The sequence below is a fragment of the Arachidicoccus sp. genome (assembly GCF_050436765.1).
In the GTDB taxonomy this organism is placed as follows: Bacteria; Bacteroidota; Bacteroidia; order Chitinophagales; family Chitinophagaceae; genus Arachidicoccus.
Map to the genome: position 1 here is coordinate 7,623 of NZ_JBNQGD010000303.1, position 12,602 is coordinate 20,224.

Here is a 12,602-nt window from a genome sequence, read left to right on the forward strand (position 1 = left end):
AATTTTATACTGTCAGAAGAAATAGTCTGGTAATCGTTTTTCTGCGTATCGAAATAGGAAAATTTAATCGCAGGTATAATAGCAATCCCCATCTTATTGCCTATAAAAGGCACGTCAAAAGTTAGGGTACGCGGCATGGGAAATTGGCTTCGATCAACTGCCTGGCTATCCCGAGAATCGTAAGCCTGTATATTGGATGGCCAGTCAATATCAGGAATAGTTACTCCGTCAAGATTGCCTGTTCCGGTAATTTCAATATGTAAATTATTATTTTCCTGTGCAGGAAGGCTATTTTTTTCTACTGTTGCGACAATCGAGAAATTACCAATGGCACCACTAAAATTTGCCGGCCTGTTTTTGATCGGAAGGGGTAATACTTCTATGTATTTGGGGCTGCTCTTCACCATCATATTAGCTGAACGATATTCGCGACTGGGAACATCCAAATAACTAAACTGGCTATTTACAGAACACGAATCTAATAATATTTTGCCTGTTTTTAAGGGGGTTAATTGAACTTTTCTTACGGATTGGGCACGATAGCTTTTTCCATCAAATTGAACATTGAATGGATATTGATTTTGTTGAATATCAGCCACACTAAAGCTACTAAAAGAAGGTATTTTAACCGGCCTCCATGAGCAGTTTACAGAACTTAAAAACTGATAGTCAGCTAATATCGGTTCTCCCAAATAGCAAGTAGTTTTATTAGGTAAAATGCGAATAAGGAATTTACCTCTAGTGGCATCGTCCAATGATTGCCCTTTATGGACAATGATGCCGGTGGTTGGTGGAGGCGCATCATCCATACCCATATCACCGAACAAAGAAGCGATGTTTGGCATCTGCAAGCCGGTTGTCGCTGACGCCGATGATTGAACGGAAGCTAAATGGGGCTTTGATTTAACTTGAATAGCTACCGCATCGCATTTTAATTTTTGGCCATTAATCGTTACCGTTAAGCCAGGTACAGTGAGTCTTCCTGTGTGCTTGGGTAGTAATGTGAATGTGTAATTTATACTGGAAGTACTTTTCCCGTTAATGATAGAAACACTGCTGGAGCTACTTGTGCCTTGTTGTTCCCAATCATCGAAGTTTGGTGACGGAGCGTCTTGTCCGGATGAAATATTTTTATACGAATAGGTTACTTGCAGTGGATCCTGCGAACCAATGGTTTTATTTGATACTGACAACGACAAAGACATTTGGGCGTTACCCGCAAATGCCATGAGTACCAAAAATGCAACAAAAAGAGTTTTCCACTTGTTCATTGAATAAAAATATATCGATTATAATTCTTGTAAAAAATGCAGGCGTAAAGTTTGTAAATCGTATTGAAATTGTTTGTTAATAAATATTTTAAATTCTGATGAAAATATTACCAGCTTTCGGGATGTAAAGCCTTATCCTCCGGGTGATATACCGGAACGATATTGGCTCCATCTTCCGTTACACAATATTCCAAGTCTTTTTCGAGCCCATAAGCCTGTAACCTATGCCAATGCGTGGTTTCTCGTATAAATTGTATTCTGTCCGTCTGATGTAACTTATGCATATCTTCGGCCATTAAACTACTGTCGCAGTGAATCGTGAAATGAGATTTTATGCGGTGAATAACTGCTCCGGCGAATAAAGTATCTTCGATATTGAATCGGTCTTTCCAGCCTGAACATCCCAAAATCACATTTTTATTTTGGGCTATTAAATAATTGCAGACGGCAGAAAGGTTTGGGAATGAACCGGTAATCACTGTGGAAGCTCCCTGTTTTAATGCCAGGTGCAGAAGCTTGGTACCATTGGTAGTTGTTAATACCAATATTTTGCCTTTGATAAATGAAGCAGGATACTCCGCGGGTGAGTTGCCATATTGTAACCCTTCAATCACCTTCCCATCTCTTTCTCCTGCCGTTATAGCGTTTAATGCTTTTCCTTTTTCAATGCAATCTTGCACCTCGGCCACAGGATAGACAAGTTGAGCGCCATTAAATAAAGCAGTTGCAATGGTTGAAGTTGCTCTGAAAACATCTATAATTACAACAACTGCATTTTCTAAATCATATAAATCTAATAACCTGGGTGATAAAATGGTATATAAAGTTGGTTTATTCATCTCGCGAAAATAAATAACTTTTAACCATTACCATAACTTCCATTCAATTAATGAAAAGCTTTTTATAAACTTCAGTTTGCGTCCGGGAAATAAAATTTAATACACTATTTTTGTAAAGGAGGTTTAATATGATGGTTAATCAGATGAGAATAAGACAATCGTTAATTGTGGTATGCTTGCTTTTATGCCTTATGCTTACTTCGTTTAGTGGCTTTGGGCAAAAGATAATAGGTGATTGTACTATTGTCTATAAGCTAAAAGCGGAAAGTAAGAATGTCGATGCTAATGCATTGAAAAATGCTTCAAAGATATTTTATGTACGCGGAGGAATGTCTCTTACAGAAATTAGGTTCGATAATTTTTTACAATCTACAATTTATAATAGAAATGGTGATAAGGTCTATGTATTGTCAGAACTGAACGACAACAAATATATGTCGGTTTTAGATAAAGAACAGTGGAAAGCGCAGTTTGAAAATTATAAAGATTTGAAATTGGAAATGCGTGGTGAGAAGAAAAATATTTTGGGATACATGTGCAACAAAGCTATCGCTACTTTGAATGACGGGACGCAAATAAATTTGTACTATACGCCTGATTTAAAAACAACCGCTCCCGAAAACCCCTATGAATTTAATGATATAAACGGTCTTGTTTTAGAATATCAGGCCTTTATCAAAAATAAATACAAAGTAACTTATACCGCGACTCAAATTGATTTCGATCCGGTACCAGCTTCAAAATTTATCATTCCCAAGCAAGGCTATCGTTTATTGGATAATTCAATGAATCAATAAGCAGACAATAGGAAAATTGCCGGCCTTTTGTGCAGTTCAATGTTTTCTTTTTTCCACTGACGAATAGTTTTTGTTTTAATACTTTCTGCCTCAGCTGTTATATCTACTGCTATACATAGTTTTGTATTTGGCTGGCAAGTCACTAAAATTTCTTTTACCAAAGAATTATTCCGGTAAGGTGTTTCAATAAAAATCTGGGTACAATTTCTTTTTTGTGCGTCATTCTCTAAAGAAAGGATTGCTTTTTTACGTTCCAAGTTTTCAATAGGAAGATAACCATTAAACTGAAATTGTTGGCCATTCATTCCGCTTGCCATCAGTGCCAACAAAATGGAGCTTGGCCCCACTAATGGATGGACCCTGGCGCCAATTGTTTGCGCGACGTCAATTAATATTTGTCCGGGATCTGCAATACCGGGGCAGCCCGCATCACTGATAATGCCAATATTTCTACCATTTTTTAATTGTGCGACAAATGCGTCTTTAACTTGGTCTTCCGCCTTATGAATAGTAAACCATTGATAACTATCTATTACCATTTCTTTCCACAAGCGTTTAAAAAAACGCCGGACTACTTTCTCATTTTCTGCAAAGAAGGTATCACATTTTTTTATGGTATCTAATACGTAAGGTGGAATGGCTTTTAAAGCTTGTTCATCATCTTGCAATACATTGGGCAATAAATATACATTTCCTAAGGCCATAGATTTAGTCGTTATTTTTAATGTTGACTTTCTTTATTTTGAATCTGATCATTTTCCTCTCCTGTTTCGATGGCCTTTCTAAATCTTCGCCTAGTAAAAGTCCCCAAGGTTTCAACTCTTCTACACCATCAAAAAATACTTTTAAAATAGCCATCATCGGCACTGCCAAAAACATGCCTGGTATTCCCCATAATTCGCTTCCTACTACTACACCTACGATAGTGACAAAAGCGTTTATTTTTACTTTGGACCCTACAATTTTAGGAAGCAAAATATTACTATCTACCAAATGCACTATCGCAATTACAATTAATACGCCGATAATGACTACCGGATTGCTTGACGATGCCGTTATAATAACGCTTATAATGGCTGCGGTAAGCACACCTAAATAGGGAATGAGATTGAGTATCGCTATTAAAAATGCTAAAAGCAGTGCATATTCTGAACCTACGATCATGTAGCCAGTGAATGAAAGAATAGCTACGGTAAGCATTTCAATCAACAGTCCGAAAATATAGTTTCTGATGACGAATTTTGTTTTGCCCAGAATAGATGCAACAGCTTCACTATGTGTTTCGCTAAATGTAGCTAATAAAAATCGAACGATCAGATTCCGATATAGCAGCATTAAAAAAGTATAAATAGGAATTAAAACTAAATATTCTATAATGCCGGAAAGTGTGGCAAATGTGGAGCCTAAGATGGCAGGTGCACTTGCAAGTGCTTTCTCTCTCAAGCCTTGCAAGGAGTTATGAACTTTACTGTATGAAACATGAAAATGAACTTGCACATACAATTGCAGGTTATCAGATGCCTTGCTTAGATTGTTGCTTAGTGTGGGCAAATCGTTTTTAAATGCCACTATTTGCGATGAAATAAAATATAAAATTGTTGCCATCACAATAATAGACAAAAGCATACAAATAATGGCGGCTAAAGCATGATGCATCCCTTTACGCTCTAAATAACTGCAGGGCTTTATTAGAAAAATGCAAAAAATAGAAGCGAAGAATAATGGAATTAAAACATTTCTACCAACATATAACAACAGAACCAATAATGTAATGGTAATAAGGGTACTGCTTAATTTTAGATAATAAGGTTTTGAATTGTTTTCCATAAATTCGTAGAATTATATACAAACCTAAGCAATATGTATAATCCAAGTGCGTCAATTTAAAAAAAATAAATTTGTATTTCTGAGATTGAATGATAAAAAATATGCTACTTTATGAAAATGGGGCCATTTGTTATGGTCGTTTTGGTACGGGGAATGCCACCTGCTTTTGTTTTCATGGATATAGCAACGATTCTTCAATTTTTGAGGTTTTGAATTCACCTCTTTTCCATTCCTATACGTTTATTGCTATTGATTTACCTTATCATGGAGATACTAAATGGTCTAGAAGTTTACTTACGCCGGAGAAATTAAATGATATTATTTTGTCGATTATTGAAAAAGAACAATTGCCTAAAACTTTTTCTTTATTGGGCTTTAGTCTGGGTGGTCGGGTAGCGATGAGTGCTTTTTTGTATGCGCCGCATTTGGTGGAACGTATGATTTTATTAGCACCCGACGGTTTGTATAAAGGTTTTTGGTATAAAATGGTCGTACAAACTCAATTGGGCAATAAATTGATGGCGTATTTTTTAAGCCGTCCCGAAAAGGCAATTCGCGGGTTGCGTCTATGCAAGAAAGTTGGCCTAATCAATAACCGTTTTTTTCTAAATGCCCAAGGTTTTGTTTCTTCTAAAAGAGAAAGCACATTGTTGTACGCGCGTTGGATTTCTATGCGGAAACTTCATCCGAATTTAAAAAAATTGGGAGAAAAAATTAAAGTATATCAATTGCCTGTAAAAATGGTTTTTGGCAAGGCTGACATCATTACGCCTGCCCATAATGCAACTTATTTAGTGAATTATGCTAAACCTTTTATAGATTTTGAGCAATGGAATGCCGGTCATATGTTGTTGAAAGAAAAATATATTGCACAATTGGAGACCTTGTTTAAATAACCTTTTTTTGCATAATGATAGATGTTATTATAATTGCGGTTTGTCTTTTACTCACTTGTTATTGTGTGCTTATTTTCTTTTATACTTTTCAGTTGAAAAAATTAAACGAGTTTGCAGTCGACAAGAATTTGACACCACAGGTTTTTTTTTCAGTTATTATTCCCGCACGAAATGAAGAAGCAAATATCCGTGCGTGTATCTTGTCTATTTTGGAAAATTTTTATCCAAAGAAGCTATTGGAGATAATTGTCATAGACGATTTCTCCACCGATAAAACTGTCGAAATAATTCTACAGTTGCAAACGCAATATCCACAATTAAAACTCTTGCGATTAAAAGATCTATTGTCTAATGGAAAAATTAATTCTTATAAAAAGAAAGCCTTGACGATTGCCATCGAAAAGGCTATGGGCGACTGGGTGATAACTACGGATGCGGATTGCATAATACCCATAAACTGGTTAAGTAATTTTGATAATTATATACAACAAAATGATAAGAAGTTTATTGCGGCACCCGTTGTTTTTGTTGATAAGAAAACTTTTCTTAGCCGATTTCAATGCTTGGATTTTTTGAGTTTGCAAGGGATCACTGCGGCTTCTGTTTCAGCAGGCGTGCATAGTATGTGCAATGGCGCAAATCTTTGCTATAAAAAAGATATTTTCTTTGAAGTGGGCGGTTTCAGTGGTATCGATAACTTGGCTAGCGGTGATGATATGTTATTGATGCATAAAATACAAAAGCGACTTCCTGACTCTATAGGGTATCTTTATGCAAAAGGTTCTATCGTACAAACATTGCCGATGCCTACTTGGAAAACGTTTATCAATCAACGAATACGGTGGGCGAGTAAAGCATCAAGCTATGACGATAAAAAGATAATGGTGGTGTTGTGGTTGGTGTATTTGCTGAATGTATTCTTACTGGCATTATTGCTGATTGCTTTTTTTTACCCGATTTTATTTCTATCCTGGTTAATACTCGTTGCCGTAAAAATGGGAGTTGAGTTATTATTTATGAAAGAGATTAGTGGATTTTACCAGCAGAAAAGCCTACTAAAATGGTTCCCGCTTATGCAGCCACTTCATATCGCTTATACGGTAATAGCAGGCTTTTGGGGGAAATTTGGCAAATATAGTTGGAAGGATAGAAATGTTAATTGAAATCTTTCCTGTTTCTCCATAGACTATCACATTATTTCCTGTGAATAGGCGGTTATTTTTCACTAAAAATTAGATTTTATTCAAAAAGAATTATACCTTTAGTCTGCCAGTGTACTTAATCTGTGCACTCTTTAACAAACCTGATATGTGGTTTGTAATAAGCGAGAGACCATTCGGCCTCTCGCTTTCTTTTAGATTATAGCTCTACTAAAATGGGCAATCACCTTCCTGCGCATTTGGTTCAGGGAGTTGTTGGTCATTATTGTTATTATCGGTCTTTTTATCCAACAACAGAATATTATGCGCCCGCACCTCGGTGAGATATTTTTTCTGCCCGTTGCTGTCTGTGTACGCTCTGTTGATAAGTTTGCCATCTATCATTACATAACTACCTTTTCGCATTTGTGCTTGCGCCTTGTCGGCCAGATGATCCCACAAGCCTATATTGTGCCATTGTGTACTTACTTTCCATTCACCGGCGGAGGTTTTGTAACTTTCATTGGTAGCTATGCGCAGGCGCACTACTTTGTTTCCACCGTTTACGATTTTGATTTCTGGATTTGCACCAAGATGCCCGATTAATTGAACTTGGTTTCTAACATTGCTCATGATTGTAAATTTTTAATTAACGTGTAAATAATAAAACTTAAGAATTTAAAATTCTCTGCTGCAAAGATGCAAGTTGATCAAAGCGTTAATTGGTTTTTAATTATTTACTTACGGATGTAACTGTTTGTAGTCGTTTACAAATGGATATTTATTCGTATTTTTAGTCTATGGAAGCAAAGGCACATAATTGTTTGACCTGCGGAAAACCGCTGAAAGGTCGAATAGATAAAAAATTTTGTGACGATTATTGTCGCAATAGTTTTAATAATCGGCAAAACAGTGATCAGAATAATCTAGTACGTAATCTGAATAACGTTCTGCGAAAAAACAGGCGTATACTGCAGGAGGCACTTGAAGAAGAAGGTATGATAAAAATGCCTAAAGATAAACTTGCACAACAGGGTTTTAATTTTAAATACCACACACATCAATATTTAAATCAAAAAGGTCAAACCTATTTTTTTAATTATGAATTTGGATATTTGTTCTTAGAGAATGATTGGATTTTGATTGTGAAACGCAGTTCCAATTTGTAATTTAAAATGTATTTCCCGCAAATACAAGTATTTTTGTAGCCATTTTTATTTTAAAATTTTATGTCTAAGTTTTTAATTGTAGGTTTAGGAAACCCTGGTAATGAATATGCGCATACTCGCCACAATGCAGGCTTTGATGTGGTGGATGCTTTCGTTGCAAAGCATGGGGGCAGCTTTAGCGTTGGTCGTTTGGCTGAAGTAGCGGAAGTGAAATGGAAGGGGAAGATATTTATCTGCATAAAGCCTACTACTTATATGAATTTAAGTGGAAAAGCTTTTAAGTATTGGATGGATAAAGAAAAAATTGCGCTAGATAACACATTAACTATTGTTGACGATTTGGCTTTGCCGTTAGATAAAATCCGCATCCGAGCTGGTGGAAGTGATGCCGGGCACAATGGTTTACGCGATATTCAATTAATATTAGGTACTGATCAATACCCCAAACTTCGTTTTGGTATCGGCAATAATTTCCCAAAGGGTATGCAAGCTGAATTTGTATTGAGTAAATGGTTTCACTATGAACTGCCTACGATAAAGAATAAAATTATAAAATCTGCCGAAATTATTGAAACAATTGCTGTAATGGGCATTGCACGTGCTATGAATGATTATAACAAGCAAAGTTTTTAAGGAAAACAAAAAGTAATAAAATGGATTGTTTAAATATAAAAGATGAAATTGAATAGTGCGTTACCTCTATTACCGTCAGCAAAAAATTTGACTGAATTTAAGAAATTCATAACTAGTTACAATTGGTATATTGGTGTAAAGCTTGCCTTTGCGATTATGATTCCTTCGATTATTTTATATCATTACGGGCTTTTAATCCAATATATAATGTTCCCAACTGGTGTGCTTATGCTGGGTCTGGCGGACGGAGCAGGTGCTGTTCAGCGTCGTGCGGGCGCTTTGATAATTGGCATATTTGTTCTTTCTCTTATTGGGATTGTTGCAGGTTTATTGAGGGAAATATTCTGGGTATCCATCCTGGTGTTGATGTTATTGGGTATTATATGTTCTCTCATGAGTGTGTATGGTGCAAGGATGACCAATATTGGTACAAGTGGGTTAATCTTAGCTATCTTTTATATGGATAAGCATTTCGTCCCTGACCATATTTTGTTAAATTCATTTTATATGGCTTGTGGCGGTTTTTTTTATTTCCTGATATTTTTAATTTCTTATAAGATAAAACCATTCAAGCTCATTGAGCAAATGATGGGTGAGAATATTATAGAGACCTCTGAATTATTGCAGCTCAGAAGTCGGTTTTACAAAAAGAATATAGACGAGAAGCAATTACTCGACAAAATAATGCGCGCTCAGGTTGTTTTGGTAGACCAGCACCAAAATCTGCGTGAGATTGTATTGAAAACAAGAGAGTTAACTAATGAGACGACCTTGAGAAGCCGAATGTTGTTAATGATGTTTTTGGAAAACATCAATTTGTATGAGCTCATTAATAACTCTCAACAAGACTATAAACAACTTCATCGCGCGTTTGACGATACGGATATCTTGGAGAGGTTTAGTCGTCATATTTCCTATCTGGCGACGGAGTTACAGCATATTGGATTAGCTGTGCAAACGGGGAAAAAATCGAAAATAGATCCTGATTTTGAAAAAAAATTTCAAGGTTGCAAAGATGCTTTTTATCGTTTGCGCAAAGAGAAAATGAATGCGGAAAATTTGGAGCAATTCATCATGCTTCGCCAAATTCTTTACACGATTGAGAATCTGGCAGAGCATATAAAAAAACTGCATGTTGCTACCGCCTTTGACAAGAAATTGTTGGTAAACTTTCACCCGGATGATGAAAGCTTGTTGCTCTTTCTCCCAAAGCAGTCTTATGATCTTCATTTGTTCTGGAGCCACCTTTCTTTAAAGTCTGGAATGTTCAGGCATGCGATTAGAGTTGCCGTTGCTATAATGATTGGAGCAATTATCGGGCATTCTTTTGGCGTGGGCCACGCGTATTGGATAATGATGACTACCGTAATTGTTCTGAAGCCGGCATATAGCCTCGCGCGCAAGAAAAATTTTGACAGAATAAGCGGTACAATAGTCGGGGCGATTATTAGTTTTGGTATTATTTATTTTACTAAGAACGACACATGGCTATTTGTGTTTTTATGTATAGGTACACTTATCTCCTGTACCTTTTCTCGAATTAATTATTTTATCTATGTTATTGGCATTACGGTAATGGTCGTGGTCGTGTATGGCTTTATTAACAAGAATACAATGGATACTGTTTTGTTTCAAAGGCTTATGAATAGCTTGATTGGCGGGTTCATTGGTTTTTTAGCCTCTTATTTTATTTTACCCAATTGGGAAAGTAAGTTGGCTAATGGTTTTATGTTGGAAATGATCGCAGCTAATAAGAAATATTTTGAAGCAATTATGCAAGTATTTACGGATGCATCTTTTGATTTGACACAATTAAAGCTTTATAGAAAAAATGTATTTATCGCTTTAGCTAATTTATCTGATAATTTTCAGCGGATGCTGTCCGATCCAAAGAAAAAAAGACAAAACCTACAAAACCTATTAGGTCTTGTGGCGGCTAGTCATACGATTTCATCTTATCAGGTATCCCTGGCATTGTACGCCGAGGGAATAAAAATTAAGTATAATAAAGGAGATTTTTCTGAAACAGCAAAATTGATAACCCATAATTTTGATGTGGTGCTTCATTCTCTTCAACAGAAAGAAGATGCGGAAAACAATGCTATAAAGGCTCATTTACCCAAGAATAAAAAATTAGCCGAGCTACTCGAGGGCCAAAGACGATTGCTTAATAATGCCGAAGGTATGGATGAAAATGCCACTTCTATTCGAAAAACTATTACCGATTATCAAACCATCAATGGTTTATTTGAACTAATCAATTCGACTTTGTGTGAAGAGGCAAAGATCGTCGAAAAGCTAATTAATATCAGCCCGTAACGTCCTACAAAAATTCTCATCTTATTCCTATCGTTCGTCCGTTGTCGTTCTTTCTCATTTAAAAATTACGCATTTTTAAAATAATTTGCACCATAAGTTTTGAAAAAGCTTTTATCTAGTTAAAAGAAGCGTGTTTTGCTGCATCTGAAAGTTATATGGCAGGCCATTTTGATTTCAAAACCTGTCGTAACGGATACAGGAACCTTTCGAGTTCATGATTAGGAACTATTTCGGTTCTATCTAAGAAGCCTAAGATGGGTTACTACTATTTATAATTCTATTACTGATCCTTGGTCTGGGTCTGAGGAAGGCTATCGATTTTTCTGCCAATGCTTATCTTAGGTTTTTCCTCCGTGCCGGTGATTTTTAATGGAATTCCTATAATGCCTAAAGGAGGAAGTCCTAAACGCATTTTGATAGCCAGTCTTCCGTCGAAGGTGGTTTGACCTTCTATTCGTGGCCGAAACCCGGCAACTTTAAATTTGAACTGTTGGATATTAATCACACTATTTTTTATTGTGGTATTAATTTTTACTTCTGATAAATCCGGATTGTCCAACGCTTTTGTCTTTGTTTTATCACTAACGGCGCCAAAAAGTTTATAGCCTTTCATCTTCACTTTTTTCACGGCGAGTGTCCCGCCACCTATTAGAGACGGGTAAATGGGCTGCATATTTTTATTTAGATTTCCTGCGATTTTATAGTCCAAAGAAATAATCCCTTCTGCGTTTTTTGCAGCGCTAGCCATATCTCTAAACATCTTTATTTGATTGTAGGCTTTCTTTACATCGAAATCTTGTGCATTGATACTATAATCAAAATGCGCCTTTTGTGTCGAGAGACTCTTATATAACAAATCCATTAAAACGTTGCAACCAATCAAATTGAAACCCGACTTGGCCAAGTGTAATTGTCCTTTATTCACACTTAAGTCTCCATGCAGCGAATCTAGCTGTAGTCCTTGAAAATTTAACCTATTTGCAAATGCTTGTAATTGTAAATTATAATTGGAAGGAATGACCACAACACCGGTAGAGCTATTCTCCGCATTTTTATTTTTCGATGAATCTGAATTGGTCATAAATTCATCTACATCTACATACCTTGAATTGAAACTAAAATTGCCTTTTAATATGGCCTTATCTGTCAAAATAAAAGCAATTACATTTTGTAAATAACCATTCATCAGAAAATCGGACTTCCCATAAACTGCTTTAAAGTCTTTAAACCGCATTTTTTCTTGATGAAAAGTAAACAGGCCTTCTTTTATAATAAAAGGCAAGGGGAAATAATCAGACGTCGTTTTTATATTTCGTAGCAATAATCGGCCACTATTATGCAACCTGCTATAATTGCCGTCTTCAGCATCTTTTTGTGTTCCTTTTAAAGATAAATCTGCCTTTACATAGCCATCTAGATCCAGTCCTTTCTGAGAAAAGACTTTGTAAATTCTTCCTACGTCCAGATCACCTTTTGCCTGTATAGCGTAAGCGATATTATCAAAATTCTCCAAATTAGCCTTAACGTATATAGGCTTTCCTTCAAAAGTAAATGTCGCGGGGTTCATTTTTATTTTCAAATCCTTTAATGTTCCCGTTTCATCTTGGATATCTACTAACAAATTAATAGCCGTTATGGCGTCGGGGTAATAGCTAGTCTTGAGGTATCCGTTTTTAAGCGAGAGAGCCCCGTTAATGATAGGCATTTGTTTG

At 36.1% G+C, this 12,602-nt stretch carries 12 protein-coding genes; 6 read left to right on the forward strand and 6 right to left on the reverse strand.

The features are described 5' to 3' along the window. Positions 1–1,271: BatD family protein (locus ACQR30_RS13250; protein ID WP_429735887.1), on the reverse strand; the 1,271-nt coding region annotated here is incomplete at its 3' end. 107 nt (positions 1,272–1,378) lie between these two features. Then, positions 1,379–2,110 (reverse strand): 2-phosphosulfolactate phosphatase, encoded by a 732-nt coding sequence (locus tag ACQR30_RS13255; protein ID WP_429735889.1) that lies wholly within the window; start codon positions 2,108–2,110, stop codon positions 1,379–1,381. A 143-nt stretch (positions 2,111–2,253) separates the two neighbouring features. On the opposite strand from ACQR30_RS13255, the gene ACQR30_RS13260 reads away from it, so the two are divergent. After that, positions 2,254–2,907 carry a hypothetical protein gene (locus ACQR30_RS13260; RefSeq protein WP_429735891.1) on the forward strand — a complete coding sequence of 218 codons (654 nt, stop codon included), beginning with the start codon at positions 2,254–2,256 and terminating at the stop codon, positions 2,905–2,907. On the opposite strand, the gene ACQR30_RS13265 is transcribed toward ACQR30_RS13260, so the two are convergent. Then, on the reverse strand, positions 2,901–3,611 hold the full coding sequence (locus ACQR30_RS13265; protein ID WP_429735893.1) for an SAM-dependent methyltransferase: 711 nt from the start codon (positions 3,609–3,611) through the stop codon (positions 2,901–2,903). The two genes, ACQR30_RS13260 and ACQR30_RS13265, sit on opposite strands and share 7 nt — an antisense overlap. A gap of 4 nt (positions 3,612–3,615) precedes the next feature. Beyond that, positions 3,616–4,734, reverse strand: coding sequence for an AI-2E family transporter (locus ACQR30_RS13270; RefSeq protein WP_429735895.1), 1,119 nt, complete (start codon positions 4,732–4,734; stop codon positions 3,616–3,618). Between the two features lie 101 nt (positions 4,735–4,835). Here ACQR30_RS13270 and ACQR30_RS13275 point away from each other — a divergent pair, with 101 nt between their 5' ends. After that, the gene (locus tag ACQR30_RS13275; protein ID WP_429735897.1) at positions 4,836–5,630 is read left to right on the forward strand and encodes an alpha/beta hydrolase; all 795 of its coding nucleotides are present in this window, start codon (positions 4,836–4,838) and stop codon (positions 5,628–5,630) included. 92 nt (positions 5,631–5,722) lie between these two features. Continuing rightward, positions 5,723–6,793 (forward strand): glycosyltransferase, encoded by a 1,071-nt coding sequence (locus tag ACQR30_RS13280; RefSeq protein ID WP_429735899.1) that lies wholly within the window; start codon positions 5,723–5,725, stop codon positions 6,791–6,793. Between the two features lie 207 nt (positions 6,794–7,000). On the opposite strand, the gene ACQR30_RS13285 is transcribed toward ACQR30_RS13280, so the two are convergent. After that, on the reverse strand, positions 7,001–7,402 hold the full coding sequence (locus tag ACQR30_RS13285; RefSeq protein ID WP_429735901.1) for a single-stranded DNA-binding protein: 402 nt from the start codon (positions 7,400–7,402) through the stop codon (positions 7,001–7,003). A gap of 167 nt (positions 7,403–7,569) precedes the next feature. On the opposite strand from ACQR30_RS13285, the gene ACQR30_RS13290 reads away from it, so the two are divergent. The 3 genes from ACQR30_RS13290 to ACQR30_RS13300 are packed head-to-tail and all read left to right on the forward strand — an operon-like array spanning position 7,570 to position 10,890. Next, entirely contained in the window at positions 7,570–7,938 is a 369-nt protein-coding gene (locus tag ACQR30_RS13290) for a hypothetical protein (protein ID WP_429735903.1), read from the forward strand. Between the two features lie 60 nt (positions 7,939–7,998). Then, a complete protein-coding gene (gene pth / locus ACQR30_RS13295) occupies positions 7,999–8,571 on the forward strand; it encodes an aminoacyl-tRNA hydrolase (RefSeq protein ID WP_429735905.1) in 573 nt (190 codons plus the stop codon). Between the two features lie 42 nt (positions 8,572–8,613). Further along, positions 8,614–10,890, forward strand: a complete 2,277-nt coding sequence (locus ACQR30_RS13300; protein WP_429735907.1) for an FUSC family membrane protein — start codon at positions 8,614–8,616, stop codon at positions 10,888–10,890. Between the two features lie 280 nt (positions 10,891–11,170). Here ACQR30_RS13300 and ACQR30_RS13305 read toward each other — a convergent pair. Next, the coding region (locus ACQR30_RS13305; protein ID WP_429735909.1) for an AsmA-like C-terminal region-containing protein at positions 11,171–12,602 on the reverse strand (1,432 nt) is incomplete at its 5' end.

Excerpts from the sequence above, each read along its gene's own strand:
- ACQR30_RS13255 (WP_429735889.1), bottom strand. The coding sequence starts at position 2,110 with ATGAATAAACCAACTTTATATACCATTTTATCACCCAGGTTATTAGAT.
- ACQR30_RS13285 (WP_429735901.1), bottom strand. The coding sequence starts at position 7,402 with ATGAGCAATGTTAGAAACCAAGTTCAATTAATCGGGCATCTTGGTGCA.
- ACQR30_RS13300 (WP_429735907.1), top strand. The coding sequence starts at position 8,614 with ATGAAATTGAATAGTGCGTTACCTCTATTACCGTCAGCAAAAAATTTG.
- ACQR30_RS13275 (WP_429735897.1), top strand. The coding sequence starts at position 4,836 with ATGCTACTTTATGAAAATGGGGCCATTTGTTATGGTCGTTTTGGTACG.
- pth (WP_429735905.1), top strand. The coding sequence starts at position 7,999 with ATGTCTAAGTTTTTAATTGTAGGTTTAGGAAACCCTGGTAATGAATAT.
- ACQR30_RS13270 (WP_429735895.1), bottom strand. The coding sequence starts at position 4,734 with ATGGAAAACAATTCAAAACCTTATTATCTAAAATTAAGCAGTACCCTT.
- ACQR30_RS13265 (WP_429735893.1), bottom strand. The coding sequence starts at position 3,611 with ATGGCCTTAGGAAATGTATATTTATTGCCCAATGTATTGCAAGATGAT.
- ACQR30_RS13260 (WP_429735891.1), top strand. The coding sequence starts at position 2,254 with ATGAGAATAAGACAATCGTTAATTGTGGTATGCTTGCTTTTATGCCTT.
- ACQR30_RS13290 (WP_429735903.1), top strand. The coding sequence starts at position 7,570 with ATGGAAGCAAAGGCACATAATTGTTTGACCTGCGGAAAACCGCTGAAA.